The sequence below is a fragment of the Spirosoma oryzae genome (assembly GCF_003002825.1).
In the GTDB taxonomy this organism is placed as follows: Bacteria; Bacteroidota; Bacteroidia; order Cytophagales; family Spirosomataceae; genus Spirosoma; species Spirosoma oryzae.
The window spans coordinates 14,621-41,489 of sequence record NZ_PVTE01000006.1; the positions used below are offsets into that span (position 1 = coordinate 14,621).

Below are 26,869 nucleotides of genomic sequence, written 5' to 3' on the forward strand. Positions count from 1 at the left end.
TGTTGATTTAGATAATTGATTAGATGATACAGATGCGTAGCTATGCGGTAGGGTTCGCTGGCGTGGGCGTTGCGCTGATCGTACTGGCAGTCGTCAGTTTGTTTGTGCCGGACCTGATCGGGGCGGGCTACTACGGCAGTCAGTTGAATCAGTTTGTTAGCATCGCCAACGGCAGCGCATCGGGGCTGGCTCAGGCGGGCGCGCTGTGTTTGCTGGCGTCGGCAGTGGCTATGCTGGCCGATAAAAGGCAGGGGCAGTAGGGGCAGGTGACCCGTATGTCAATGGATGATCGTGTTGGCTATCTGTATATGAGTAGAAAAAGTTCTAGTCTTATACAGAAAATAGTGCAATCTGGTAAGGACAGTACGCACTAATTGCAGTTGTCGGACTTTGTTAACAATACGTCATAGTGTACGGTAGATGCCATAGAGTAGCAAATACGCTGCCACTACAAGGCGATGAAGTATATAGGGTTTTAACTTAGTTCAATTTATAAATGTTACTCACCAATCACTAAGCAATTTATACATGCATAATCTTTACATACTATTAGTACATTCTGTAATAAATTACAGAAGATTATGTGGCAACAAGTGTAAATAATTAACTGTTTTGACTAGAGTTTATAAATATTTTCTTTTAAAGAAGGGCCGGTACGCAAAAATAAGTAGTTACGATTATTTTTTTACATTAAATATATGGCATATAATAGTTAATGATTGGTAACTAAAATTGGTCTAGATGAAAATTTTCTGGGAGCTATCGAATTGATTTTCAAAAAGTGACGTGAATAAGGCTGTATAATGGAGACAGTATAAGGCTTGTCTTGTTAGAACAACAAGTTGACAGTATGCCGTATTTGGTTTTCGCTACAGTAGAAACCGTTATTGTTAGTCAGTCCCGTTAGTTCGATCAACTTTGCTGACGGTTAATGAGGCCATATTAAGCGTTATCTTTTTAGGAACTTGTAGTGGTGAGACATTATCAGGTATAGAATGGTCGAAGCTATATTCGCTATATATCTGATTAGTAAATGGTTTGCCACTTGGGTGGAAAAGGAAAACCAATAGCTGATAAAATAAACATCGGACAGTGCTTTGGCATTGACTAGTACATTCTGTGCCAGACTGAACCGGATAGCCAATGGGAGGGCTACTTTGGAAAGTGTAAACTTTGTGTTAATTAGCTAATTTAGTTTTTATGATTTTTGTTAAGTAGTAACTATAGGGAAGTGTAGTGCATGGCTTTCCAAGTGGTAGCGGTTACCGATTTGTACATTAATCGAAAGCAATTGGCTGCGGCCATTAATACTCTGTTATAGCCGATGTGGCATTGAGTACATTCTGGGGTGTTAGCTCAATTGCACTGCACAGGCACCACCAGCGGAGCCAGCCTTCGCGCCACCAATCACAGCCCGTTGTTATACGTGAAAAATATGAATATAATTGGATTATATAGACACTAACTGTTGATTGGCCGATCGGCGAATGTGCGGTAGATGATTGATAATTTGCGTGAAAAAAATCGTCGACGCCCCGTTTTACTCTGTCGTCCGCTTCTATACAGGCCAACCGTATTGTTTCACTGCAACTTGCTTCGCTACTACCGCTACGATTGGGTTGGCAATTTCACTACGGTGGCTGGTGCGGTTCGCTCAGCAACGACGAACATTGTGCGCTAATCGTATTCCACAGAGCGGAGATCCACGGCCCAAGCTGGCTACGTGATTGCTGTACCTAGACACCCCCGCAGCAGTTTAAGCTATATCAGGCTTTCGCGCATTAAAAAGCGGCATTCGGCCAAATTTCCTATGGTAAATAAACAGGTAAGCCGTAGGAAATGGCGTTATTGTGAGTTGGTTCATCAGCGGCTTTTTTCGCCTAAACTAACTCTATGTTCCGTACTACTTTACTTGCGTTAAGTGCAGCATTACTGCTGCGCGTGACGGCATCGGCGCAAACGGTACCGACGCCGAAAGAACACTTCGGCTTCAACATCGGCGACGACTACCAACTCGCGACCTTTACCCAGACCGAAGCGTATTTTAAAAAGCTGGCTGCGTCACCCCGTACCAAGCTGACCGTGATTGGTAAGACTGAAGAAGGACGCGATCAATTTATGATGATCGTTACGTCGCCCGAAAACCACAAAAAGCTGGCACGGTACCAGGAAATCTCGACTAAGCTGGCCAGGGCCGAGGGGCTTTCCGAGGAACAAGCGCGGGCAATGGCCGAGGAGGGAAAAGCGGTCGTATGGATCGACGGGGGGCTGCATGCCACCGAAACCGTAGGTACGCATCAACTGATCGAAACGGCCTATCAGCTTGTCAGCCGCACCGACCCCGAGACAATGCGGATTCTCGACAATGTCGTTATCCTGATGACGCACGCTAATCCCGATGGGCAGGAACTGGTGTCGAACTGGTACATGCGCAACCCAACGCCGGAGAAACGGTCGCTGGATAACCTGCCTCGCCTGTATGAGAAATACGCCGGTCACGATAATAACCGCGATTTCTACATCATGAACCTGAAGGAATCGCAGAATATTGGCCGACAACTATTCGTCGACTGGATTCCGCAGATCATGTACAACCACCACCAGCGTGGACCGGCTGGATCGGTGTTGGCTGGTCCTCCGTACCGTGATCCGTTCAACTACGTCTTCGATCCGCTTATGATCACGGGAATCGACGCGGTGGGGGCGGCCATGTACAACCGACTAAACGCCGAGAACAAGCCCGGTTACACCCGGCTCAACGGTTCTGTATTCTCAACCTGGTACAACGGCGGGCTGCGTACGACGACGCACTTTCACAACATGATCGGCCTGCTGACGGAAATCGTCGGTGGCCCGACACCGGAGAACATTCCCCTGATTCCGTCACGGCTGATTCCGAACGGAAATACACCGAACCCGGTGACGCCCCAGCGCTGGAAATTCCGCCAGTCGATCGATTACTCGGTATCGCTCAACTATGCCGTGCTCGACTACGCAGCCCGTCAGCACGACCAACTGCTGTACAACATCTACCGCATGGGTAAGAACTCGATTGAGCGGGGCAGTCAGGATTACTGGACGCTGTCGCCGAAGCGGGTTGAGTCGATCAACGAACTGTATCAGGCCGATCAGAAGAAAACGCCATTGGCCAGCGCAACACCCGCCAGCAGTACAACTACGGTCGGCGTCGCCACGCCGGGCAGTACGACGGCTGTTTCCGATCAGGCTCCGCGTGGGGAAGGGGTGCCCGTCAAATACTTTACGGCGGTGTTAAAAGACTCGTCGTTGCGGGACCCGCGTGGATACATCATACCATCCAACCAAACGGACTGGCCTACGGCGGTAAAGTTTGTCAATGCGTTGATCAAAACGGGAATTCAGGTGCAGCAGGCAACCGCTGATTTTAGCGTAGCCGGCAAAACGTATCCGGCGGGGTCGTACATTGTCAAACTCGATCAGGCTTTCCGGCCCCATATTCTGGATATGTTCGAGCCGCAGGATCACCCCAACGACTTTCAATATCCCGGTGGCCCGCCAATTCGACCTTACGATGCCGCCGGCTGGACACTTGCCTACCAGATGAACGTCGACTTCGACCGGCTGCTTACGGCCTTCGATGGCCCGTTCAAGAAACTGCCGTACGGTGAATTGCAAACACCGACGAGCAAAATGAGCGGGTCCGGCGCAGGGTATGTCCTGAATAGTCAGATCAACAATTCGTTTATCGCTGTCAACGATCTGTTGAAAGCGGGTGTCGACGTATACCGCATGCCAACGGCTGCCGGTAAGGCTGCTGCGGGTTCATTCTACGTACCAGCATCGGCAAAAGCGAAATCAATTCTCGACGCATCGGGTATGACCGTAACGGGTACGGGCAAGCGGCCGGGTAACGCGAAAAAGGTAACGTCAATGCGCATCGGTTTGTGGGATACCTACGGTGGATCGATGGCATCGGGCTGGGTGCGCTGGCTGATGGAACAGTACCATTACCCGGCCCAACTGGTCTATGCGCAGGACATTGACGCGGGTAACCTGAAAAAGAAGTATGACGTAATCGTGTTTGTGACCCGGGCTATTCCGGCGGTCGGTAATGTGCGGGGCGAAAATGAATACGGCGGAGCGGCTGCACGTGGGCCGAAACCGGAAGAGATTCCGGCTGACTACCGCCCATGGCTTGGCCGTATCACGGCGGATAAGTCGGTACCGCAACTGAAGCAGTTTATGGAAGCAGGTGGTCAGGTCGTGACAATTGGTACGAGCACAAACCTGGCCTATCATCTGGGTCTGCCGGTACGCAACGCACTGGTCGACATGGGGCCGAACGGGCAGGAGCGACCGCTCAACAATGAGAAGTACTTTATTCCCGGTAGTATTCTGCGCGTCACCCTTGACTCGACCCAACAGGCTACCTGGGGTATGCCAACGCTGACCGACGTTTATTTCGATTCGAGCCCGGTGTTCAAACTGGCCCCCGAAGCCATCGCGAAAGGGTTGGTCAAGCCGTTGATGTGGTTCCCGAACGATAAACCACTCCGCAGCGGCTGGGCGTGGGGACAGGCCTATCTTCGCGACGGCGTCACGGCATTTATGGCACCCGTCGGGGCCGGTAGGCTATACGCGTTTGGGCCTGAGATCACCTTCCGGGCACAGGCACACGGTACGTTTAAACTTCTGTTCAACCAGTTGTACGGCTTGTCGGAGTAAGTTGCTCGATTTCACTGTACCCTTACGGCAGTGGCCGACCGCCCCTCTCCCAAAATAGGAGAGGGGTTTTTTGTAAACATTCGTTATTGGCTTATTGAGGTCGGCTGTTAAGATTCAATTTGTGCTGACTTACACTTGCGTTTGTGAAAAGACGTAAAAGCGGTTGGTTGATAAATTCTTAGACTTGACCGATATGTATTCGGGTAATAGCCATTTTCTATACACATCCGAATCAGGTTTATATTCGATTAGATAGAATAACTGTTGCTGATAGATCGGCTGCATAAAAAAGCCCCTCTCCTGTTTTGGGAGAGGGGCGGTCCGACGTGTCGGTTGGGAGCAAAACCGGCAAACGCTGTTTAAAAATACTTCAGATCCTGCTTCAGACCACTGTTCTGGCGGAGGTCCATGACCATTGAGCCGACCCACAGATCGACTTCAACTTTAACCGGGATTTTATTTACATCGTCGGAGACGAAGATGCGAATCGATTCTTCTTCCTTAAAAAGCTTGTTGGACGGCAAAACGGGATGGAGCCGGATTACGTTGATCTTGCCCTGTTTGGTTTTTAACACCTGCCGACCCCGGTAGCGCACTTTCATGTTGTACACCATATCATCGTAAAAGGCCGGTACTTCCAAGACCTGCCCGTTGGCGATGTGAGTAAAATCGATCGTGCGCAGAAAGTAATAGCCACTGATCAGATCGTGCACGTTATCGGGTACGTGAAAGACGTCTCGCTCGGTGCGTTCCTCCGCCTTCACCGTATTGGTCGCGTGGTTGAAGGTTATGTTTTCTTCCTTCCGGTAATCATTTTCCTGAAGGTTGGTGTAGAACTTCTGCGGCAGAATGGCCGATGTATCGATGTAGGAACGCCAGGTATCGCGGATGCGCGTAACCAGGTCGAACGCGCCAACAGTCCGGCCATCGACGTTGACCCGGTAGCAGGGTCGTTCGTTGACTTTATACAGCGTAGGGCTTACGTCGACGGTCGCTTCGGCAGCGTTTAGAAACCCATAGTGAACGCGGTATTCGAGGTGTTCGCCCGGCCCGAAGCTGTTGTTCACGACGCGCCGATACGCATTCACGAACGAAAAGCCGGTGCCCAGCACCGCAACGAAGCCAAGACCAATAAGTAGTTTCTTCATAGAACTCGGGTGTCCGGTCAGGACATCAAAGCGACGGATAGGTTTTCTTTAAGTAAGTTAAATACTGGTTGAAATCGCTGCCGAACTTGTTTTCGAACTCTTGCCGAAAGCGATTCTGCTGTTTCCGGTAAGTAAGATACCCAATAAAGTACGCATTATTAGGGCGACTTAGTTTGTTTGCCGGGCGTTTTTTTACTAAACGCGCTTGTCGCTCAACACGTTCATCGGTCAAGGTATCCGAACTGGTTACAATCTGATCGATGGTTTGCGCTTTCAACGAATCTTTGACCGAAATGGGCGTCTGCGGTTTAAAGGTCCGGTACAAACTGTCGAGTAGGCGGGCTCCGCGTAATACATGCTCGTCATAGCGGCCGTAGAAGTCTTTCCGGGCCAGATAATCACGATAGGCAACAGACGTTTTTCCGTATTTCATAGCCAGAAATCGTAGTGCACCGTATTCACCGACAAAGTCGGCCAGGTTCTCATTGTACTCTAAATTGTTCTTGACAAACAGCGTGCCGTGCGTAAGCTCGTGGATGATCAATTCGGCCAGATCGCCTACCGGTCGGTCGAGCATGCTGGATAGAATCGGGTCGTTCAGAAAACCTAGCGTCGACCAGGCCGATACTTCGCCGATACGCGTGTCGAGCGTATCGCGTTTCAATTGAGCGACGAGCGTATCAGCACGGTCTTTCTCAAAAAAGCCCTTGTACGAGAAGGTGCCCAATAACGGAAACGTCCAGGTTTTGGCTACCAGCGCGTAGGGTTGCGAGGCCGTAACGACCCATAAAATCGGTTTGCCGTGCTGATCGTAAAACGTTCCGTAGCTGTCCGATGGGTCAAGGCCGAGCGAGTCGACCGTGAAGCGTTTTATCTCCTGAATGAGCAGTATCTTCTGTTTTAGCGAGTCGGGGTACGTCGGATTAGCGAGCAGGTCGCTGATGGGCTGCGTGTTCCAGATAATGTGCAGTTGCCCTTTTCCCTGCATCCAGCCATAGCTGATAAGGTCACGCTGCCATATACCCAACACGATAAGCAGCCCCAGGATGCCTAAACCAATTTTTTTAAGCATGTATTGACACGACAAAATGCGAATTTTTTACGCGCAAGCTACGGATCAGTAACCGCCGGAAAAAGGGGTTTAAACACAGAGATGCGGAGTATACACGGAGACCACGGAGCACAGACGTCTTTCTCTGTTTGCTCTGTGTATACTCTGTACCGCTGTGTTTGGAAACCTTCAAAAAATCAGTCCCGGATGGGATGGTCGTTGACTTCCTCGGTCAGATCGATGCGGGCTTCGGCTTTTCGAAGTACCTCGTCATCGAAATCTTCTTCGTCGCGCAGTCGACGTAACTCCTGCCGTTTGACCTGACTAATATCGCTCAGGATAGCGGCATGCTGAAGCTGCTGTGCGTGTAGGTCGGCGAGCGTCGGTGATTGAACCAGACGGAGTTCGTTGGTGATTTTTGTTCGTAAGTTGTTAAGTAGCTCACTGGTTTCGCCCGCGTATTTCGTGTCAAGATGATTCAGAACAGCGGTTAGCAGGCGTGTCCGGACGGCAACTTCCTGTTCTTTATCAGACAGACTCCCGTCAGCCTCCTTGTAACCAACCATGCGTATGACCATCGGTAGGGTCAATCCCTGAACGACCAGCGTAATCAGAATGACAACGAAGGTGATGAACAGAATCAGATTGCGATGTGGAAACGGGCTACCGTCCGACAGGGTTAGCGGTATGGACAAGGCTGACGCCAGCGATACAACGCCCCGCATGCCGGCCCAGCCCAGTACGATAGGCCCACGCCAGCCCGGATTACGCTCGGCAACGGTAATATAACGTCCGATAAAATGGGTAAACGCCGACGCGCCAAGTGCAACAACCATGCGGACGATAATCAACAGGCCCGTAATAACCAGCGCGTAATAAACGGCTTCGGCCGGGGAGTATTCACCCAGCGCCCGGATTATTACGGGTAGTTCGAGACCGATCAGGATGAAGACCAGCCCGTTCAGGGCGAAGACGATTGTGGCCCACATACCACTGCCCTGCAAGCGGGCGGTGTGGTTCAGAATCTCGTTGTTATGATACGATAAAAACAACCCACCGCTGACGACGGCCATCACCCCGGACCCACCCACTTCTTCGGCACCCAGATACATCATGTATGGCGCGATAAACGTCAGCAGGATACTGATGCGTGTGGTGGTAGGCAGGAAGCGGTGAATCAGATAAAAGATACCCGCTACGACTAGTCCGACTCCCACGCCGAGCAACGTAACGCTGACGAAACCGACGGCTGCTTTATGGAATGTGAACGTGCCCGACAGTACGGCCGCCAGCGCAAACCGGAAGACAACAAGGCTCGACGCGTCATTGATCAGGCTTTCACCCCGCAGCAGACTCATCACCCGCTTTGGGGCCGATACGCTTTGCAGGACCGATTCAGCGGCTACCGCGTCGGGGGGCGAAATTATACCACCCAGCAAAAAGCCCAGCGCCAGCGTAAAGCCCGGAATCAGCATGGACGACACATAGGCAACGGCCGTTGCCGTGAACAGTACCAGGCCAAAGGCCATGACCAGGATGATGCGTCGCCAGCGCCAGAGTTCCTTCCACGGCATGTACCAGGCCGCTTCGTACAGTAAAGGCGGTAAGAACAGCAGAAAAATCAGTTCCGGGTCGACACTGATCTGGGGAATACCCGGAATCAGGCTCAGTACCAGGCCGCTGATGACCAGAAATATAGGGGTTGAGATGCGTAATCGCTGCCCCAGCATCACAAACAGCGTGACCGCCAGCAGCAGCGCCAGGGAGAGTAGGAGAGATTCGTGCATAGTTCGTTACGTGACCGACGAGTAAAAATAGTAGGAGACGGCAACGAATCAAGGATGTCTTCAGACTGATTGACGATTGATCGAGCGGCAACGATTCATGGCTGTTCTCGGCTGTTGCGTCGTCAGGCCAACCCCTTATCGAGTTGACGCGAAATAAGCGTCGACCAGTCTGAATGCGTCGGCGGGTTCGTTTGCGCAAGTGGTGCAGTATGAGCCGACGCCGTTGACAGGCCCTTCGTAGCCGAGTTTGAACAGCTTTCGGTAACGCCCGTCCTGACTGGTCATAATCAACCGTTCACCGGCTCTGTCCCGACGGATCGTGTACAGCTGACGTATGCCCGGCATGCTAACCTGTAGAACCCGTTGCCCCGCTTCCGATTTGCTGCCGACGGGCTGTAACCGAACGCCGTCTTCGCGTTGCCTGTACGCATAAGTCAGTACCAGACCGGCTTTTGTTTTGGAGAATGATAGCTTTTCCCAATCGGGCGACGCGTAGTCACCAACCATGAAAAAGGCGCTTGTCTTTTCCTGCGCCAGTGCCGGATGAGTACTAACGAATACACTACTAATAAGCAACGATAAGACGAGCGGTAAACGGACTATGTTTTTCTGACCCAAACAACGGGTCAGCAGGCCAACTGTGTCTGCAAGCGCGCTGATAGCCAATGCTTTTGTCAGAATTGTTTTTCCGTTGGGTATCATGTGCATAACGTGAGTTTGTATCCAGGTATAATCCGCAATCAGTAGGGAAGTTCGATTACAGGGGTATGAAAAAAGGGAAGCAGACCGAGCCTGCTTCCCCTTAACCACTAGCGGTACATAGTGATCGTTACTTTTTCGGATTGCCCGACGAACCGCCGGCGCTTGCCGGTGGCTGTGTCGATTGTCCCGATGAAGCAGCCGACGCACTCATCGGCTCACCTTCTTTGTCGAGCTCAATAACTTCGTAGCCCAACCGTTTCAGACCCGGTTCGATCTGCTTCTTGTTGCCAACGACAGTGATGATCATCTTATCGACAGGCAACTGTTTTTTAGCAATCGCATCGACTTCGGCCTTGGTGATCTTCTTCAGAATATCGCTCTGCTGCTCTACGAAATTGCGGGGCAGGTTGTAGTCGATGATGCGGTTCAGGAAGTACGCTTTCTGGAGGGGTGTTTCGTAACGCAGCGCATCGCTTTGGCCCAGCGAACTTTTCACAAACGCCAATTCCTGATCGGTGATGCCCGACTTGCCGTAGTTGGTGATTTCCTTAATGAATTCAACCACCGAGCTATCCGTCGTTGCTGCCTTCACACCCGCCTGTGCCGTGAAGGGGCCCGGCGTATGCGTGCTTGAAAAACGCGACTGGGCTCCATAGGTGTAGCCTTTGTCTTCGCGCAGGTTCATGTTGATGCGGCTGTTGAACGCACCACCCAGCATGTAGTTGGCTAGTCCGGCGCGGTAGTAATCACCGGTTGCGTCGTACGGCATGTTGGTCAGGTAGCCGATGCGGATTTCTGACTGAGCTGCCTGATCCTTGTCGATCAGATAGATACGGGTCTTGTCGATTTTCTTGGCGGCTGCTTCCTTGGGCAGATTGACGGGTTTGGCCTGCCACTTGGTCAGGAACGCCAGCTTCGGCATCACGTCTTTCTGCTCCAGATCGCCCACAACAACCAGATTGGCTACCGATGGCGACACGTAGGCGTTGTAAAACGCTTTCACGTCGTCGAGCGTGATCGACTCGACCGTTTTGGTCGTACCGCTGGTCGGGATCGAACGAATGTTGCCGTTGCCGTACAGCAGTTTGTTGTAGGCTTTGTTGGCAATCACGACCGGTTGCGTACTCTGGTTGCCGATCAGTTCGAGCTGCTGTTTTTTCAGCCGGTCGAAATCTTCCTGCGCGAACTTGGGGTGCAACAGCTTTTCTTCCACCAGCGCCAGCGTCGAATCGAGATTCTTCACCATCGATTCAACCGAAATGTTGATTTCTTCGGTGCTGGCCCCGATGTACACGCTGCTACCCAGCTTTTCAAGCTTGGCATTCAGCTGCTCGTTGGTGTAATGCTGCGTCGCTTCGTTCATCAGGTTGGCCGTTAACTGGGCAATCCCTGCTTTCGACGGATCTTTGGCTGCCAGCAGGTGACCACCTTTGATCGTCATCAGCATTGTTACGGTCGGTACTTCGCTGTTGCGTGTGCCGATTACCTTGACGCCGTTGGCGAGTCGGTCGGTCCAGAATGGCGGTACTTTCAGGGCCGGGTTCGGGCCGGGGCCGGGTTTCTTGCTACGGTCGAACGAATCGCTCGCTTTAACGTATTTCAACGCACTGTACCCATAGTCAGGCGCTTTGTAATCGGCTGTCGATACGGTGTAGTTGTCCGGCTTCGAGACGATTTCGGGTTTGCCTTTCGGATAGACCGTCAGAATGACCGCGTGTTTGCCCCGAATGTACTTGTCGTACACGCGCATGACGTCGGCCTTCGTAACGCTGGTATACCGCTTCAATTCCTGCGGCAGGTAGTTGGGATTGCCCAAAAACGTCTGGTACTGTGCCAGTTGCGACACCTTACCCGATACGCTCGACAAACCGTCGATCAGCTGTGCTTCGCGGGTAGCCCGGAACTGCGCAATGTCGTCGTCGGTAACGCCCCGCTTTTCAAACTCGGCTAGTGTCTGCCGTACCAGTGCCTCAGTGCTGTCGAGCTTCTTGCCGGGGTACGGCAGAATGGTCAACGTCATCTGCCCGGATAGTTCCGTCGCCGGATGCCCTGCGTTGGCTTGTACGGCCTGTTGTGTCTTAACCAGGTTTTTGTAGAACAGCGAGCTTTTGCCGCCACCCAGAATTTCGGCTAGTGCGTCGAGGGGGGCCTCGTCGGCGTCGAAGTTGGGAACCGTCGGGTAAACGATCTGAAGCATCGGGAACCGGACGTTGTCTTCGTACGAGACGTAACGATCCTTGTCGAGCATCGGCGACGGCACCTGCGTCTTGGTTACTTCAGGACCGCGTGGGATCGAGCCAAAGTATTTCTCTGCGAGCGTTAGCACCTGCTTCGGCGTTACGTCGCCACCAACTGTCAGGACGGCATTGTTGGGGCCGTACCAACGCAGAAAAAAGTTTTTCAGATCGTTGACGTTAACCCGGTTGAGGTCTTCGATGTAGCCGATCGTCAGCCACGAGTAGGGGTGACCGTAGGGGTACAGCGTCTTGGCGACGTACTCACTCGACAGACCGTAGGGTCGGTTGTCGTAGTTCTGGCCGCGCTCATTTTTTACGGTTGCCCGCTGAATCTCAAATTTCTTCTGGGTTACGGCGTCGAGCAGGAAACCCATCCGGTCGGCTTCGAGCCACATCGCGCGCTCGAGCTGATTGCTGGGTAGCGTTTCGAAGTAATTGGTCCGGTCGCGGTTAGTCGTACCATTGAGCGTGCCACCCGACTCGGTTACGATTTTGAAGTGCTCGTCGTCGGCTACGTGGTCGGAGCCCTGGAACATCATGTGCTCGAAGAAGTGCGCAAAGCCGGATTTGCCGATCTCTTCCCGCGCTGACCCGACGTGGTAGGTAACGTCGACGTGAACGATGGGGTCGGAATGATCTTCGTGTACGATGAGCGTCAGCCCGTTAGGCAGTACGTACTTCTCGTACGGAATAAGTAATTCATTTCCCTGACGGGTGACTTTCTCAACGAGTTTAGCCTGCGAAAAGGCCACCCCCGCCGACAATAGCCACGCAGCCGTCAAACGGGTGCAAAAGCTTAGGGACATGGATACGATTGGGTTGATTAAGTTCACAAAATACGTAGAAATACCGTGCCGTCGACACGGAGTTACACAAGCGGTAGCGAGTCACGTTCTGCTGCGCGGGTCAGATACTGGCCTACTCGCTAACCCGCTGGTAGCGATTTGCAGACAAGGGGGGGGGGGGGACTAAAGTTTGTCGCAAACCTAACAATAAACCATACAGGTTTATTGTTAGGTTTGCGGTACTATGACTATCCGCTTTGCCACCCAACAATTAGAAGATTGGTTTGTCGGTGATTACCAAGGTAAACAGCCTTTCAGTGAAGCGGTGCTCAAGGCTTATCAGAAGACGATCCGTAAACTAGATGCGGCAGATAGTCTGGCTATACTGCGGCAGAACAAATCACTGAACTTTCATCCACTCAAACGGGACCTGGAAGGCAAATATGCCGTACGTGTCAACATGCAGTATCGCATCATCTTGTCGATTGACGATGAAGGGGAGATTCAGATACTATTGATCGAACAGCTAACCGATTACCACTGATGATACTCAATCGCAAAGGAGAGGAGATTTTCGCTGCGCATCCCACGCATCCGGGCGAACTGCTTACCGACGAGTTAGAAACCCGTCAGATGACGCAGAAGCAGTTGGCTAACCAAACGGGCGTAAGCGCCACGTTCATCTCGGAGTTGATCCGGGGCAAAAAAAGTGTTTCGGTTGCAATGGCGCTGAAACTGGAAGCCGTGTTGGAAATAGATGCTTCTTTCTGGTTGAATGCACAGCGCAATTTCAACCGGGATCTTGCTTACCAGAAAGCTAAACAGGAAATGACCAAGCTTAACGTGCCAGAGTCTAGGCAGAGGGAACTGCTCAAAGCGGTGGCCGCGTAAGTAGGGGGCTTTGCTGCGGCAACGTTTCGACGGATTGAATAGCGTACCTACCGCATCTCTCCAATATTCTGCCAGTATAGGTAGACGAAGAGCAGGCTGAAGAAGACGCCGAATGAGACGTTGAGCGCGCCGAAGCCAGCGAGGATAACGGGTAGAATCAGACCGATAGCGACACCGGCTACGTACACCCAGAAACCAATCCGGCGGAGACGGAACATCAGAATCGCTCCGATCAGGGTGATGCCGGAATACAGCAGCTGGGCGATGGCCAACGGTTGAATGAGTTCCGGGTCGCTGGGCAGGGGAACGTCGCCCGATGCGCGGTCTTCAAAGTAGGACTTCTCCTTTTTCTTCCGGTCTTCGGGCAGGGGCTTCCGGGTAATGGCTGTCGTTTCGGCTACCGTTTGCGTATTGGATAGTGAAACGACCGCATCGAATAGGCCAATGCCACAACTGATAAACGTAAGAACACAGAGAAGAGTCAAAAATTGAGAACGCATACACAAACGTACCGATTTTGTGGCAGATATGGCGGTGTCGAGTGGGCTACGCTATGCGGCTGCTAACGAAAATTGCCATACCGTCGATATACGAACGATTGCGCCAGTATGGGCATCGGGCCGATAGGGAAAACCTTATTTTCGCGTCGGGGTTTCTCTGTCAACCACTAAAATCGAACTCCCTCCCACAATGACGATTCAGGAGATTACTGAGCAGGTCCGGCGCAAAGCGGCCAACGCAACGCCGTTCGAGGCAACTGCTAAAATTGTAACCGATCAGGGCGTAGTCTATATCGACGGCAACCAATCGCCCGTTACCGTATCGAACGACGATAAACCCGCCGACTGTGAGCTACAGGTCAGCGTTGATAACCTGGTGAAACTGGGAACGGGCGACCTGAACCCAATGATGGCCGTTATGTCGGGCAAACTGAAAGTAAAAGGCGATATGGGTATCGCTATGAAGATGGGTCAGATAATGGGCTAATTGACTTGTTAGTAGATCGATTTGTGCTTTAGCATGACTTTGTCCGGCAGATGCGCTAGCTTGCGTAGCTGCCGGACCCCACGCAGGCCGTCGATTCACTAATTCGTCGTACCCATGACCCCGTTTTCGAAAAAATCGCGTCGTTCGTTTCTAAAAGACAGTTTGCTGGCGACAGCCGTTGCTGCGACCAGTAGTTTTTCCATCGTACCCCGTCACGTGTTAGGCGGTACCAGAGCCGATGGTTCCCGCGTCATCGCCCCGTCCGACAAGCTGAATATTGCGGCTGTCGGTTGTGGCGGGAAGGCCGACTTCAACATTCAGCAAGCGTACAACAGCGGGTCCGATAATTTCGTCGCCCTCTGTGATGTCGACGACCGGCAAGCCAAAAAATACCGCGCCAAGTTCAGCAACGCGCCTTATTTTCAGGATTACCGTGAACTCTTCGATAAAGCCGGCAAGACCTTTGACGCGGTAATCGTCAGTACGCCCGACCATATGCACGCGCCCATTGCGATGGCAGCGATGCAACTGGGTAAGCACGTGTACGTCGAAAAGCCACTAACCCACGACATTTACGAAGCCCGAATGCTGACGGAAGCGGCTCGCAAATACAAGGTCGTGACGCAGATGGGAAATCAGGGAAGCTCGGGCGACGCTACGCGGATCATCGAAACGGCTATTCAGGACGGTATTATCGGTCACGTGCATACCATCCAATGCTGGACCAACCGCCCCGTCTGGCCCTCGGGTGTGCAGTCGCCGAAGGACAAGGGTGAATCGCAGCCGATTCCGGCTGGCGTCAACTGGCCATTGTGGCTCGGCACAGCGCCCACGCGTCCGTATCACGAAGCATACATGCCGTTCCGGTGGCGTGGCTACTGGGACTTCGGTACGGGTGCCCTGGGCGATATGGGTTGCCACTTTATGGACGTGCCGTTCCGGGCGCTGAAACTCAATTACCCCACCTCGGTCGAATGCAGTGTCGGGTCGGTATACGCCGATTTCTTTAAGGAAGCCTTCTTCGATGACTCCTGCCCACCGTCGGCGGCTATTCACCTGACGTTTCCGTCGAACGATAAGAAAGTAAAAGAGATCAAATTCTCGTGGTTCGACGGGGGAATCCGGCCCCCGCTGCCGGAAGGAGTAGCCTACGACGATCTGTTTCGTTCGGAAGACGGCGGTATGCTGTTTATCGGCACGAAAGGCATGCTGACGGGTGGGCTGTTTGGTAACGATCCGAAACTGTTGCTGTCGGATAAGACGCTGCCTGCGCCTAAAGCCCCCCTGGTCGACGGTAAAACCGACGGGCACCAGCAGCAGTGGGTGAAGGCCTGTAAACAAGGCTATGGCGCGTATACGTCGTCGCCATTCGAGCAGGCCGGCCCATTGACCGAGACGGTGCTGATGGGGAACCTGGCAACGCGCTCCTACATGGCCCGCGAAAACGGCAAATTCACCGGCCGCAAGAAATTGCTCTGGGATGGCCCAGCCATGAAAATTACGAACTACGACTACGCCAACCGGTTCGTCCGCCGGGAGTACAACGGAGGGTATAGTCTGTAGCAGAGCGGTATACGGTATTCGGTTTTCAGTTTACGATTCACCGCCAAATTGCCCATGATTCGTGTGCCGAAAACCGAAAACTGTAAACCGTAAACCATCACGCCGTAATGCGGAATATCGTGGACGTTTCGATTGTGCTGTCGGAGGAGGTGGTGGCTTCGCAACTGCCGATTAACTCGAACGGTACGTAGTCGATAAACTCGCGCAGACTGGTAAAATAGTCGGTGCCGTATTGCTGCGTGCCTTTGTAGAACACCAGGTTGTTGATAAAGTATTTGCCCGCGAATCGCTCTGCCATGATAGCAAACAGATCGTCGAGTTGGGGTAGTACGTACCAGGTTAGTTCAGCGAACAGAATAGCGTCGTGATCCGGATAATTGGCGATGTTCATCACATCGTCGACGGCAAAGGTCAGGTGCGGAAACAGCGTACGGGCTTTGTCGACGGCGGTAGACGAAGTCTCGATTCCTTGTGGTACGATACCTGTTTGTCGATGAATATCCTGCGAATAGTAGCCCAGACCGCTGCCACATTCCAGCACTGATTTGATACCAAACTTTTTGATGTGGAAAATGCCGGCCTGCCGGGCGTAAGGGTTCGGCTGTTGATCCTGCATCCAGGGTTGGTCGAACTGTCTGTACATCTCGTCAAACTGCCCAACAAATTGTCCGTCTTTGATAACGTAGTCGTGGTATGTCGCCATCCGTGCGTAAAAAGCTAATTGTTTTAATAACTTTTTAATCTTCGTGATAGTCTTCATGCGACCCAAAACTTCGTGAACGGGAAACAAAAAAGCGTTCGGATAAACATATCCGAACGCTGGCTATCAAGCAGACTGACAGCTGGTTATTCTATCCAGATTGTCTTGGCGTTGACAAATTCCTTCATGCCCAGGTCGGACAGTTCGCGTCCGAAGCCCGATAGTTTGATACCGCCGAAGGGTACCCGCGCGTCTGATCGCATTAATCCGTTGACGAACACCGATCCCGCCTGAATCTGACGGGCCAGTCGATTTGCCTTGTCACTATCCTGTGTCCACAGCGCCGAACCCAGGCCGTAACGCGACTGATTCGCCAGACGGATAGCGTCGGATTCATCTTTTGCCGTGATGATGACGGCCAGCGGGCCAAACGTTTCGTCGTCGAATGCGGCCATACCGGGCTTTACATTGTCGAGCAGCATCGGTTGGACGTTGCAACCGTTCGCGTCGATTTTATCGGTCAGTAGTTTCGCGCCTTTGGCTAGCGTGTCGTGCGCTTGTTTCACGATGGCATCGGCCAGGTCGAGCCGGGCCATTGGTCCCATCGTGGTGTTGTCGTTGGTCGGGTCGCCCTGCTTGATAGCTTCGATGTGGTGAAGCACCCGTTCGGTGAAGGCTTTTTTGACCGACTTCTCGACAATGAATCGCTTAGCCGCGATGCAACTTTGCCCGGCGTTCTGCATCCGCGACTTCACGGCCGTTTCGGCAGCCTTGTCCAGATCCGCGTCGGCCAGCACAATCAGCGCGTCGGAACCGCCCAATTCGAGCACCGATTTTTTAATCTGACTGCCGGCAATCTGCGCTACCGACGCGCCCGCTTTCTCACTGCCTGTCAGCGTTACAGCCTTGACGCGCCAGTCGGTCAGGACGTCTTTGACCGTGTCAGTTTCGATAAGCAGGTTTTGAAATACACCGTCGGGCAGTCCGCTCTCACGGAAAATCGTCTCGATTGCCTGCGCACAACCCATCACGTTGCCGGCATGCTTAAGCAGACCGACGTTACCCGCAATCAGACCTGGAATAGAGAAGCGCATAGCCTGCCAGAACGGAAAATTCCACGGCATAATGGCCAGGACCGGACCCAGCGGCTGGTAACAGATCAGACTGCGCCGGGCGTCGGATTCAATGAGCTGATCGGCCAGAAAAGCCTCGGCATTGTCGGCGTAAAACGTACAGGTAGTCGCACATTTCTCGACTTCGGAGACAGCCTCTTTTACGGTCTTACCCATCTCGGCCGTAATCAACTCGCCAAGCGCCTGCTTGTTCGCCAGCATGTACTTACCCACGTTACGCAGGTGTTGGGTTCGATCGGAGAGGGAAAGTGTCGACCAGTCGGCGAAGGCCCTGTCGGCGCGGGTAAGCTTGCGTTCGAGTTGAGCCGCACTATCGACGCGGTACGTTTTCAGCTTTTGCTGATTATATGGATTGATGGAGGTAAACATGAGACCGAGGTTTGGAGTCGTATAGAACGGTTCGTTGCTCAGAAAACCAGCCACAAAGCGCTACTGTTCTTCCCGACCCAGGGCCGTTACCAGTTCGACCATCGTGTTGATAAACGCTTCCATACGATCGTGCCCGACGATACCGTCGAGTTTGACCCGAACCTGATCGATGCCCTGCCGAATGTCGACCAGTAACTCTTTACCCCGCTCGTCCAGAAAAATAACACTGGAACGGGAATCATCAGGATTCTTGGTTATATAAATATAACGCTCCTTTTCCAGCAGACTGACCATTTTGCTCATCATCTGCTTGGTCACGTTTGCGCGTTTGGCCAGCTCATTATTGGTAGTACCCTGTTCCTCGACATTCGAGATGACCATCATGTAGCTCATCTTGAAATCGGTATAGCCCAGGCTGTTCAGCTGCGGTTCCATCAGATTATCGATGTACCGTTTTAGTTGCCAGAATAGCCGGCCAACGGCTCGTTGCCGGATGGCGCGCAACTCGGCGAAATCAAAGTCAATTTTAGCTTTTTCCACGATTTAACTAAATCTTACTCCGAACAGAGAACCATTCGCAGACTTTTATTTGTACAAATATAGTCAACCTGATTGACTTTATCCGTTCCTGTCATACATTTGCAGCACCTTAGTCAAACAGGTTGACTACTTAAAAGGTTATCCATTCGTAAAAACGTAACCGAGTAAACCGGACCAACATGGCAACGGATACATACCCTCAAGTTGAAGAGAAGAGTGCAGTAAAAACGTATTTACCGCGCATCATTATTGCCGCCGTATTGATAATCGGCGGTTATTTTGGCTACAAGGCCTATCGGCATAGCCAGCAGTTTGAGTCGACCGACAACGCGCAGATCGAAGGAAACACCGCGCCGGTACTGGCTCGCGTGGCGGGTTATGTGCAGGCTGTCAACGTCAGCGACTATGCCACCGTTACGAAAGGGCAGCCGCTGGTCACGATCGATCCGCAGGAATACGATGTCGCGCTGGCGCAGGTGCAGGCCGACTATCAGCAATCGCTGGCTGATCTGGCCACTGCCCGCGCGGATCTGCAAAATGCGCAGGCAAACGTCACCAACGTAGCCCAGAACCTACGCGTAGCTCAGTCAAATGCAGCTGTTCAGGCCGTACGGCGCGATAAGGCGCAGGCTGACCTGAAGCGTGATCAGAACCTGTATCAGGCGCAGTCGCTGACGCAGAAACAGCTGGAAGACTCGCGAAATACGGTCGACGTGCAGTCGAAGCAGTATCAGGCCAATGAAGCACAGGTTGGCCTGGCCCGCACGTCGCAGGGCATTGCGTCGGCTGGTATCGCCCGCGCACAAGCCAATATCGAGAAGATTCAGGCCGTGCTCAAAGTGAAACAGGCTGCTATTGAAGCGGCCAAACTCAAAGTTAGCTATGCCCGACTGACAGCGCCCATTAGTGGCAAAATTGGCCGGAAAAATGTGATCGTCGGGCAGTACGTACAACCCGGACAGACGCTGTTCACAATTGTCGATGACTCGGTATTCTGGGTGATTGCCAACTTCAAGGAAACACAGCTGGAGAAAATGCAGGTTGGTCAGCCGGTAGACATCAAAGTCGACGCATACCCTGAACTGACTGTTGAGGGGCGCGTCATGTCGCTGGCCGATGCCACGGGTGCTCGCTCAGCACTGCTGCCACCCGATAACTCATCGGGTAACTTCGTCAAGATTACACAGCGCGTGCCGGTACGGATCGAAATTCTGAACCCGGAAAAATACAAAAGCAAACTACGCGCTGGTCTGAGTGTCGACGCTGAAGTTCGCGTGGCTAACTAGGAGTTGTAGGGTTGTAAAGTTGGATAGTTATAGAGTTGCGGTTCCCCGCAGGGACTGACGCATCTAGTTCAACTCCGTAACCTCAGAACTATTTAACTCTACAACCATCCAACTCTACAACTCTAAAGAAAATGGCACAACAATCTGGATTTGGTCGCTGGGTCGTCGTGATTACGGCGGTCTCGGCGGCCATCATGGAACTGATTGACACGTCGATCGTGAACGTCGGTTTGAACGATATTGCCGGGAACCTGGGTGCTACCATCGAAGACGTATCGTGGGTTGTTACCTCGTATGGTATCGCCAACGTGATCGTCATCCCGATGACGGGCTTTTTGCAGAAATACTTTGGCCGGAAGAACTACTACATCGCGTCGATTATCCTGTTTACGCTGGCGTCGTACGGTTGTGGTATCGCGACGGATCTGTGGACGCTGGTGTTCTTCCGGTTTATGCAGGGCGTTGGGGGCGGGGCGCTGCTGTCGACCTCACAGGGAATCATGTTCGATGCGTTTCCACCGTCGCAGCGCGCCACGGCATCGGCCTTGTTTGGACTGGGTATCGTACTCGGCCCAACCTTCGGCCCTACGCTGGGGGGGATCATCATCGACAATTTCCACTGGAGCTGGATGTTCTTCATCAACATTCCGGTAGGTATTCTGGCGGTATTCCTGAGCATCACCTACGTCGAGAAGAAAGAAGACGAAATAGACATCGACCGGAAGCAGATCAAGATCGACTACCTGGGCATCATCCTGCTGGCCGTTGGGGTCGGGGCACTGCAATACGTGCTGGAGCGGGGAGAAGCCGACGACTGGTTCGACGATCAGGCCATTATTTACCTGACGGTGGCTGCCGTTGTCGCCATTCCGTTGTTTATCTGGTGGCAACTCTACGGAACGAAGTCGCCCGTACTTGACCTGCGGGTTCTGAAAAACACGAACCTGGCCATCGGAGCTATTCTGCTGTTTGTCGTCGGCTACGGGCTGTTTACGTCAGTCTTGTTATACCCATTGTTCGTACAACGTGTTTTGGGTTTTACGGCTACGAAAACCGGTATGCTGCTGATTCCGGGGGGCGCCATCGCTGCCTTCTGCTTCCCGATGGTTGGGAAGATTCTGAGTAAGGGCGTCTCACCCCGATACGTCGTCATGGCTGGTTACGTTGTGTTCGCCACCTTCTGTTTTCTGATGTCGACCTACAATGCTGAAACGCAGGACCCTGATTTTCTGAAGGCACTGCTGATTCGGGGGGTAGGACTGGCCCTGGTCAATGTACCGCTGATTAATACGTCGGTATCGACGCTGGCTGTAGCGGAGTTACCAACAGGTATCGCCATCACGAACATGATGCGGCAACTTGGTGGTGCCTTCGGCGTAGCGATCACAAACACCTACGTGACGCAACGGGCCGCCGTTCACCGGGGTGACCTGATTGTCAACACATCGCCGGAGAATCCCCTGTTTACGGAGCGTATCAACGCGCTGACGCAGGGACTGGCTTCGAAAGGCATCAACGCGCTGGACGCTGTGACGGGTGCTTACCGTAACCTCGACCTGATTATCCAGAAACAGTCGCTGATGCTGGCGTACCTCGATACGTTCAAGCTGGCAGGATTGTTCTTCGTTGTCTCGTTTCCTCTGCTATTCTTTATCAAAAACCGCAAAATGGACGCGGCCACCGCGAAAGCCGTCGCCGATGCAGCGCACTAGGTTCAGTTTACGGTATTCGGTTTACAGTTGTCCGTTGCGCGACAGCCGCTATAAACCGAATACCGCAAACCGAATACTGTAAACCGATTTCCGATGAAAGCCACCATACTTACCATTCTTTCCCTATTGACGGCCGGTTTTGTACAGGCGCAGACGCAGCCCGCCGACCTGACCGTGCCCAACGACCTGCGGGTGCTGATTCAGCAGGCCAATACGAATTACCCGGTGCTGAAACAGCAACAGCAACTGATTCAGGCCGGTGAGGTGCGGGTCGATATTGCGCGTACAGCGATGCGGCCACAGGTCAACCTGAACGGGTCATATACTTATATCACACCTGTACCGAGCGTAACTTTCCCGATCAATGGGACGGAAGCGGTGCTGAAACTGGCCCCGAACAATAACATCAACGGCAACGTGTCGATCGGGCAGACGATCTACGACTTTGGCCGGACCACGGCTTCAATCCAGCAGGCTGCCGATAACGTTCAGCTTCTGCGCCGGAACTTCGAGATAACCCAGCAAACGATTGGCTATCAGGTGGCGGCCGCGTACTACGGTATCGGCTATCTGCAACAGGCTATCGTTGTGCAGGATTCGGTTATCAGAACGGCGGGTGCCAACGTGCGGCTGCTGTCGCAGCGGCTACAGAATGGTGATGCGTTACCCTATGACGTGCTGACGCAGGAGGTTCGGGTAAAGGCGTCGACAAACCGTAAGATTGAACTGCAAAATCAACTCGAACGGCAGGTGGCACAGCTGACTTTCCTGACCGGAAATACGAACCCGGATCTGAACCTGGCGGCTCAACAGTTTAAACTGGGTATGACGACTGCCGCCGTTTCGCTGTTCGACGTGAACGGGCAACTGCAAGTGGCCGCTGCTGGCAACAAAGATGTCTTGCTGGCGCAGGACCGGGTAAAAGCTGCCGAGACGGATGTGCTGGTGACGAACAAAGCGGGGATGCCAAACTTCGGCTTCAGCGGTACGGCCGGGTATAAAAACGGGTATCCGCTCAACGTCGAACAGCTACGATCGAATGTAGCCGCCGGGGTAGCCCTGACGATTCCCTTATATGCGGGTAAGCGGTATCAGTTACAGAATCAGGCGGCACAGCTGAATTTAAATGCCAGCCGCTACGCGGTCGAGACGGCTAACGCGCAACTGCGCCAGAGTATCGCTCAGTTGAACGCTGACATTCGCAGTAATCAATCCCGGCTGGCCAACCTTGAAACGCAGGTTCTGCAAGCCCGGCAGGCGCTCAACATCGCCAACGCCCGGTTGCGCAATGGTGTGATCACGAACGTTGAGTTGCAAAGTGCGGAAACCGGCGTCGAAGAAGCCGAACTCGGCCGCCTGACGTTCCAATACCAACTGCTATTGAATCAGCTCGAATTGAAGCGCCTGCTTGGTGAATCGCTGTAGTATAAATAACCCCTAAATCCCCTGAAGGGGACTTTGTTCATAAGCGAGCAAAGTCCCCTTCAGGGGATTTAGGAGTTAGTCATTGACTGTAAACTACGGCTCCATCGCTACCAGCGACGTACCGCGCAGTACCGGAATAACGTCGTAGAGGTCGTGTTGCAGACAGTAGGTGATGTCTTTCTGAATACCCAGCTTTTGCAGCCGCCGGATGTGCGACGCGTTGGCCATGTACCCAATCAGATTGTCTTTGCCCTGCTCGTAAAGCCGACCCGCCATGATAGCGCTGTCTTCGGCTAAGGCGTAACTGGTTTTGAGTCGTTCGACCAATGCCCCGGCGAAGAGTGTATCTTCCAGATTGACCCGACCTTTCCAGCCGGCGCATAGAACGAGTACGTCGTACGGTTCGGTGCGTAGGTAGCTGGCAATGGCTTCCAGATTCAGGAACGACCCAACCAGTACTTTCACCGCCGACCGCGATTTGGTGATGGCCAGTGTGCCATTGGTGGTGGTCATTGCCACGTCGACCCCCCGAATACGCTCGTCCATATAGGTAAACGGCGAATTGTCGAGTTCAAAGCCTTCGACCTTGCGGGCGTTGCGTTCAGCTGCGGCCAGAAAACCACGCTCCTGATACCGCTGACATTCTTCGATGGTGGCTACCGGTACGATGCTTCGTACGCCATAGGCGAAAGCCGTAACCATGCAGCTCGTCGCCCGAAATACGTCAGCTACAACCACGATGGTATTTTCCATCCGGTGCAGGTCGAGCAGGTCAGGCGTTAAACAGACGTCGATTTGTTTCATAATGGGTATATGTATCCTGAACTTGTCCTGAACTGTGATTTATTTGATTGTACTGATAGGCTATGATTTTTCTTTGTGAATCATGGGAATCCTGTAATCAGTGTAATCATAGTTCAAGATTGTCTGAACTATGATTCATGTGATTGAGATGATCGGCTGTGATTCCAAAAAATCAAGGCAATCATCTCAATCAAATAAATCACAGTTCAAGACAGTTAGCGTACGAAAGGAAGTTTAACGACTTCGGCCTGTAGCAGTTTGTCGCGGACTTTAATATAGATGGTGCTGCCGGGTTTGCTCAGCGCGGTCGGAACGTAGCCCAATCCGATGCCTTTACCCAGCGTCGGTGATTGCGTGCCCGACGTGACTTCACCAATGGTGTTGCCATCGGCGTCGGCGATTTCGTAGTGGCCGCGCGGAATCCCCCGGTCGATCATGGTAAAACCGGCAAGTTTGCGGGGAACGCCCTGCTCTTTCTGCTGCTTCAGCACATCGGCGTCGATAAAGTCGTGCGTAAACTTCGTTACCCAGCCCAGGCCCGCTTCGATGGGTGAAGTTTCGTCGGTGATGTCGTTGCCGTATAGGTTGTAGCCCATTTCCAGCCGTAGTGTATCCCGCGCACCCAGGCCAATTGGTTTGATTCCGTAGGGCGCACCGGCTTCCATAATTGCGTTCCAGACAGCTTCGGCCTGATGGTTCGAGACGTAAATCTCAAAACCGCCCGCCCCCGTGTAGCCCGTTGCCGACACGATTACGTTGGCACAACCGGCAAAATTGGTTTTGACGAAAGTGTAGTACCCAATGGCGTCGAGGTTCTCCTCCGTCAGCGACTGCATCGCTTTTGCGGCCAATGGACCCTGTACGGCAAACAGGCTCATTTCGTCGGAAATGTTGATCATCTCCACGGCCCCGTCCGTATTGTACTGACTGATCCAGTTCCAGTCTTTGTCGATGTTCGATGCATTGACGACCAGCATGTACTCGTGTTCGTTGATGCGGTACACCAGCAGATCGTCGACGATACCACCTTTGCCGTTGGGCAGGTAGCTGTACTGCACTTTACCGTCGTACAGGGCATGGGCGTCGTTGGCCGATACCTTGTTGATCAGGCCGATAGCGTGCTCGCCTTTGAGCATAAACTCGCCCATGTGCGACACGTCGAACACCCCGACGGCGTTACGGACGGTATTGTGTTCGTCCAGATCGGATGAATAGCGAACGGGCATCTCGAAGCCCGCAAACGGTACGATCTTCGCACCGGCCTGTTGATGAATCGAATGAAGGGGAACTTGCTTGAGCGACATGAGCACTGAGGTTATCCCGCAAAGGTACGAACATCAGCCTGTGATTGTCCTGAACTGTGATTGTCTTGAACTATGATTGATTTGATTCGTCTGATTGCCTTGATTTTTTGGAATCACAGCCGATCAGACGAATCACAAGTCAAGATTGTCAGAACTGTGATTCTTGTGATTACTTTGATGGGCTATGATTTTCAAATCAGCGCGATCATCTCAATCACAAGAATCACAGTTCAAGACTATTCCAGCGTGAAATTGATAGGCAGATTATATTTCACGCGGACCCGTTCACCCCGTTGTACGCCGGGCTTCCATTTGCCGCTCATGGCTTTGACAACGCGCAGGGCTTCCCGGTCGACGGAAGGAGACACGCCTTTTGTTACCTCATAATCGCACAATGTACCATCCGTACACACGACGAAGCTAACGAAAACCCGCCCCTGCTGTCCTTTCTTCTGCGCGTCGCTGGGATAGCGCAGGTTGTTAGCTAAAAACTGGCCAAGCCCCTGCATGCCGCCTTGAAACTCTGGTTGCTGTTCGCGCTCCGTATACGTTACCGGTGCTTTCCCGTCCCGTTGCGACTTGCCTGATTGTAATACGCCTTTGTCGTAGATTTCTTCGTAGGTGTACGAATTATCATCATACTGACCCGTCCAGAGTCCCTGTCTTTTCCCCTGCACATACTCACCCTGCTCTATGTAACGAACCTGCTTCGTTGAGTCGATGCGTGAGCGGTCTATCTCGGTAAGAATTACTTTTCCATTCCCGTCGATGACCGACTGCTTACCGTTGGGCTCCCAATAGTTGATCAGTTGCTCAGTATGCCCTTTGCCTGATGGGTTCTCTTCCTGAAAACGAACCTGACGAATCTGTCCATTCGGATACCAGGATGATAAAAAAGTGCGCCCATCCGCTACATAGTCTGTCTCTATCAGAACACCGTTATCGTAATAGTGTAACGGGGTACTGGCAGGTCTACCATCGAGGTAGGCCGTCTTACCGACCAATATTCCGTTATTATTGACACTGTACACATAGTCAAACCAAAGACCGTCGGCGTTTTTGTACCCTGTCCAGGTAACGGATTGAGTGTCTGGACCCGCTTGCGAAATTTTTCGCTGCACAAGCGGAATTCGGGTCATCTCCTGCCAGTTTTTTCGGCCCCGTTCGTATATGACCAGATCGCCGTTCGGAATGCCCGTGCTATCGACGGGCATCAACTGCCGGTATTTGGCAACCGTAGAATTAGTTGTTAGCTTCTGATCGGCGGCATAGTATGTGATTCGATTCCCGGCCACGTAAGGGAAGGGCTCATTGCGGGTAAACACAACGGGGTACATCACCTGCTGCCGTACAGCAATCCCGTCTTTTTTCGCTGGTTTCCAGGCATTGAATAATCGAAATACACGCAGGGCTTCCTGATCCAGATCCGGGCGAAGCGAGCGGAGCAGCGTAACGTCGGTGATGCGTCCGTCCGGTTCAACGACGCCCTGAACCAGCACGCGTCCGCCCACACCTTCCGATGCGGCTTTAATGGGCTTACGCAAATTAGCGGCTAAAAACCGGGTTATATAATCGACGCCACCCCTCGGTATGGCTGCGCTATCGACTTCAAATTCCTTGTAAACAGGTTGCTGACTAAATCCGGCGATGGATAACAGGAGGAGGGAAAGGAGAAAGACCGATTTCATAAAGTGGTTGATCGAGGATAGTTGTGGCTGTAGATGTATAAGGCAGCTGCCAC

At 52.6% G+C, this 26,869-nt stretch carries 21 protein-coding genes; 9 read left to right on the top strand and 12 right to left on the bottom strand.

All coding sequences use genetic code 11. The features are described 5' to 3' along the window. Positions 1 to 23: 23 nt before the first annotated feature. Both CLV58_RS08045 and CLV58_RS08050 read left to right on the top strand, forming a co-directional pair. On the top strand, positions 24 to 260 hold the full coding sequence (locus tag CLV58_RS08045) for a hypothetical protein (protein WP_146141393.1): 237 nt from the start codon (positions 24 to 26) through the stop codon (positions 258 to 260). A 1,633-nt stretch (positions 261 to 1,893) separates the two neighbouring features. Beyond that, complete coding sequence (locus CLV58_RS08050) at positions 1,894 to 4,704, top strand: M14 family metallopeptidase (RefSeq protein WP_106137291.1); 2,811 nt, start codon at positions 1,894 to 1,896, stop codon at positions 4,702 to 4,704. Between the two features lie 359 nt (positions 4,705 to 5,063). On the opposite strand, the gene CLV58_RS08055 is transcribed toward CLV58_RS08050, so the two are convergent. The 5 genes from CLV58_RS08055 to CLV58_RS08075 form a co-directional block, all read right to left on the bottom strand. Next, on the bottom strand, positions 5,064 to 5,852 hold the full coding sequence (locus CLV58_RS08055; protein WP_106137292.1) for a DUF3108 domain-containing protein: 789 nt from the start codon (positions 5,850 to 5,852) through the stop codon (positions 5,064 to 5,066). A gap of 25 nt (positions 5,853 to 5,877) precedes the next feature. Then, positions 5,878 to 6,924: an aminopeptidase gene (locus CLV58_RS08060; protein ID WP_106137293.1), complete on the bottom strand. Its 1,047-nt coding sequence runs from the start codon at positions 6,922 to 6,924 to the stop codon at positions 5,878 to 5,880. Positions 6,925 to 7,100: 176 nt separating this feature from the next. Next, the gene (locus tag CLV58_RS08065; RefSeq protein WP_106137294.1) at positions 7,101 to 8,690 is read right to left on the bottom strand and encodes a Na+/H+ antiporter; all 1,590 of its coding nucleotides are present in this window, start codon (positions 8,688 to 8,690) and stop codon (positions 7,101 to 7,103) included. A gap of 135 nt (positions 8,691 to 8,825) precedes the next feature. Then, positions 8,826 to 9,398 (bottom strand): hypothetical protein, encoded by a 573-nt coding sequence (locus CLV58_RS08070; protein WP_245882268.1) that lies wholly within the window; start codon positions 9,396 to 9,398, stop codon positions 8,826 to 8,828. Between the two features lie 121 nt (positions 9,399 to 9,519). Continuing rightward, positions 9,520 to 12,435 (bottom strand): M16 family metallopeptidase, encoded by a 2,916-nt coding sequence (locus CLV58_RS08075; RefSeq protein WP_106137295.1) that lies wholly within the window; start codon positions 12,433 to 12,435, stop codon positions 9,520 to 9,522. 223 nt (positions 12,436 to 12,658) lie between these two features. Between CLV58_RS08075 and CLV58_RS08080 the strand changes: the two genes are divergently transcribed. Further along, positions 12,659 to 12,958 carry a type II toxin-antitoxin system RelE/ParE family toxin gene (locus CLV58_RS08080; protein WP_106137296.1) on the top strand — a complete coding sequence of 100 codons (300 nt, stop codon included), beginning with the start codon at positions 12,659 to 12,661 and terminating at the stop codon, positions 12,956 to 12,958. Next, the gene (locus tag CLV58_RS08085) at positions 12,958 to 13,305 is read left to right on the top strand and encodes a HigA family addiction module antitoxin (RefSeq protein WP_106137297.1); all 348 of its coding nucleotides are present in this window, start codon (positions 12,958 to 12,960) and stop codon (positions 13,303 to 13,305) included. The genes CLV58_RS08080 and CLV58_RS08085 overlap by 1 nt, the downstream gene beginning before the upstream one ends. A 47-nt stretch (positions 13,306 to 13,352) precedes the next feature. On the opposite strand, the gene CLV58_RS08090 is transcribed toward CLV58_RS08085, so the two are convergent. Further along, positions 13,353 to 13,805: a hypothetical protein gene (locus tag CLV58_RS08090; RefSeq protein WP_106137298.1), complete on the bottom strand. Its 453-nt coding sequence runs from the start codon at positions 13,803 to 13,805 to the stop codon at positions 13,353 to 13,355. A 190-nt stretch (positions 13,806 to 13,995) separates the two neighbouring features. Here CLV58_RS08090 and CLV58_RS08095 point away from each other — a divergent pair, with 190 nt between their 5' ends. Continuing rightward, the gene (locus CLV58_RS08095; protein ID WP_106137299.1) at positions 13,996 to 14,292 is read left to right on the top strand and encodes an SCP2 sterol-binding domain-containing protein; all 297 of its coding nucleotides are present in this window, start codon (positions 13,996 to 13,998) and stop codon (positions 14,290 to 14,292) included. Between the two features lie 114 nt (positions 14,293 to 14,406). Beyond that, positions 14,407 to 15,855 (top strand): Gfo/Idh/MocA family protein, encoded by a 1,449-nt coding sequence (locus tag CLV58_RS08100; protein WP_106137300.1) that lies wholly within the window; start codon positions 14,407 to 14,409, stop codon positions 15,853 to 15,855. A gap of 97 nt (positions 15,856 to 15,952) precedes the next feature. On the opposite strand, the gene CLV58_RS28620 is transcribed toward CLV58_RS08100, so the two are convergent. From CLV58_RS28620 to CLV58_RS08115, 3 genes are all read right to left on the bottom strand, one after another. Beyond that, positions 15,953 to 16,558 (bottom strand): class I SAM-dependent methyltransferase, encoded by a 606-nt coding sequence (locus CLV58_RS28620; RefSeq protein ID WP_211300830.1) that lies wholly within the window; start codon positions 16,556 to 16,558, stop codon positions 15,953 to 15,955. 143 nt (positions 16,559 to 16,701) lie between these two features. Continuing rightward, positions 16,702 to 18,057: an NAD-dependent succinate-semialdehyde dehydrogenase gene (locus CLV58_RS08110; RefSeq protein WP_106137534.1), complete on the bottom strand. Its 1,356-nt coding sequence runs from the start codon at positions 18,055 to 18,057 to the stop codon at positions 16,702 to 16,704. Positions 18,058 to 18,117: 60 nt separating this feature from the next. Further along, complete coding sequence (locus tag CLV58_RS08115; protein WP_245882269.1) at positions 18,118 to 18,597, bottom strand: MarR family winged helix-turn-helix transcriptional regulator; 480 nt, start codon at positions 18,595 to 18,597, stop codon at positions 18,118 to 18,120. A gap of 179 nt (positions 18,598 to 18,776) precedes the next feature. On the opposite strand from CLV58_RS08115, the gene CLV58_RS08120 reads away from it, so the two are divergent. The 3 genes from CLV58_RS08120 (at position 18,777) to CLV58_RS08130 (ending at position 23,020) form a co-directional block, all read left to right on the top strand. Then, entirely contained in the window at positions 18,777 to 19,883 is a 1,107-nt protein-coding gene (locus CLV58_RS08120) for an HlyD family secretion protein (protein ID WP_106137301.1), read from the top strand. Positions 19,884 to 20,014: 131 nt separating this feature from the next. Continuing rightward, positions 20,015 to 21,595, top strand: coding sequence for a DHA2 family efflux MFS transporter permease subunit (locus CLV58_RS08125; RefSeq protein WP_106137302.1), 1,581 nt, complete (start codon positions 20,015 to 20,017; stop codon positions 21,593 to 21,595). A 93-nt stretch (positions 21,596 to 21,688) separates the two neighbouring features. Next, on the top strand, positions 21,689 to 23,020 hold the full coding sequence (locus CLV58_RS08130; protein WP_106137303.1) for a TolC family protein: 1,332 nt from the start codon (positions 21,689 to 21,691) through the stop codon (positions 23,018 to 23,020). 93 nt (positions 23,021 to 23,113) lie between these two features. On the opposite strand, the gene CLV58_RS08135 is transcribed toward CLV58_RS08130, so the two are convergent. The 3 genes from CLV58_RS08135 to CLV58_RS08145 all read right to left on the bottom strand — a co-directional run bounded on the left by CLV58_RS08135 (position 23,114) and on the right by CLV58_RS08145 (position 26,816). Continuing rightward, complete coding sequence (locus CLV58_RS08135) at positions 23,114 to 23,824, bottom strand: 2-phosphosulfolactate phosphatase (protein ID WP_106137304.1); 711 nt, start codon at positions 23,822 to 23,824, stop codon at positions 23,114 to 23,116. A 215-nt stretch (positions 23,825 to 24,039) separates the two neighbouring features. After that, positions 24,040 to 25,128, bottom strand: coding sequence for a glycine cleavage system aminomethyltransferase GcvT (gene gcvT, locus CLV58_RS08140; protein ID WP_106137305.1), 1,089 nt, complete (start codon positions 25,126 to 25,128; stop codon positions 24,040 to 24,042). Positions 25,129 to 25,364: 236 nt separating this feature from the next. Next, complete coding sequence (locus tag CLV58_RS08145; protein ID WP_170108669.1) at positions 25,365 to 26,816, bottom strand: TonB family protein; 1,452 nt, start codon at positions 26,814 to 26,816, stop codon at positions 25,365 to 25,367. Between the last annotated feature and the right edge of the window lie 53 nt (positions 26,817 to 26,869).

Coding starts and splice junctions, on each gene's coding strand:
- CLV58_RS08045 (WP_146141393.1), top strand. CDS start 24: ATGATACAGATGCGTAGCTATGCGGTAGGGTTCGCTGGCGTGGGCGTT.
- CLV58_RS08050 (WP_106137291.1), top strand. CDS start 1,894: ATGTTCCGTACTACTTTACTTGCGTTAAGTGCAGCATTACTGCTGCGC.
- CLV58_RS08055 (WP_106137292.1), bottom strand. CDS start 5,852: ATGAAGAAACTACTTATTGGTCTTGGCTTCGTTGCGGTGCTGGGCACC.
- CLV58_RS08060 (WP_106137293.1), bottom strand. CDS start 6,924: ATGCTTAAAAAAATTGGTTTAGGCATCCTGGGGCTGCTTATCGTGTTG.
- CLV58_RS08065 (WP_106137294.1), bottom strand. CDS start 8,690: ATGCACGAATCTCTCCTACTCTCCCTGGCGCTGCTGCTGGCGGTCACG.
- CLV58_RS08070 (WP_245882268.1), bottom strand. CDS start 9,398: ATGCACATGATACCCAACGGAAAAACAATTCTGACAAAAGCATTGGCT.
- CLV58_RS08075 (WP_106137295.1), bottom strand. CDS start 12,435: ATGTCCCTAAGCTTTTGCACCCGTTTGACGGCTGCGTGGCTATTGTCG.
- CLV58_RS08080 (WP_106137296.1), top strand. CDS start 12,659: ATGACTATCCGCTTTGCCACCCAACAATTAGAAGATTGGTTTGTCGGT.
- CLV58_RS08085 (WP_106137297.1), top strand. CDS start 12,958: ATGATACTCAATCGCAAAGGAGAGGAGATTTTCGCTGCGCATCCCACG.
- CLV58_RS08090 (WP_106137298.1), bottom strand. CDS start 13,805: ATGCGTTCTCAATTTTTGACTCTTCTCTGTGTTCTTACGTTTATCAGT.
- CLV58_RS08095 (WP_106137299.1), top strand. CDS start 13,996: ATGACGATTCAGGAGATTACTGAGCAGGTCCGGCGCAAAGCGGCCAAC.
- CLV58_RS08100 (WP_106137300.1), top strand. CDS start 14,407: ATGACCCCGTTTTCGAAAAAATCGCGTCGTTCGTTTCTAAAAGACAGT.
- CLV58_RS28620 (WP_211300830.1), bottom strand. CDS start 16,558: ATGGCGACATACCACGACTACGTTATCAAAGACGGACAATTTGTTGGG.
- CLV58_RS08110 (WP_106137534.1), bottom strand. CDS start 18,057: ATGTTTACCTCCATCAATCCATATAATCAGCAAAAGCTGAAAACGTAC.
- CLV58_RS08120 (WP_106137301.1), top strand. CDS start 18,777: ATGGCAACGGATACATACCCTCAAGTTGAAGAGAAGAGTGCAGTAAAA.
- CLV58_RS08125 (WP_106137302.1), top strand. CDS start 20,015: ATGGCACAACAATCTGGATTTGGTCGCTGGGTCGTCGTGATTACGGCG.
- CLV58_RS08130 (WP_106137303.1), top strand. CDS start 21,689: ATGAAAGCCACCATACTTACCATTCTTTCCCTATTGACGGCCGGTTTT.
- CLV58_RS08135 (WP_106137304.1), bottom strand. CDS start 23,824: ATGAAACAAATCGACGTCTGTTTAACGCCTGACCTGCTCGACCTGCAC.
- gcvT (WP_106137305.1), bottom strand. CDS start 25,128: ATGTCGCTCAAGCAAGTTCCCCTTCATTCGATTCATCAACAGGCCGGT.
- CLV58_RS08145 (WP_170108669.1), bottom strand. CDS start 26,816: ATGAAATCGGTCTTTCTCCTTTCCCTCCTCCTGTTATCCATCGCCGGA.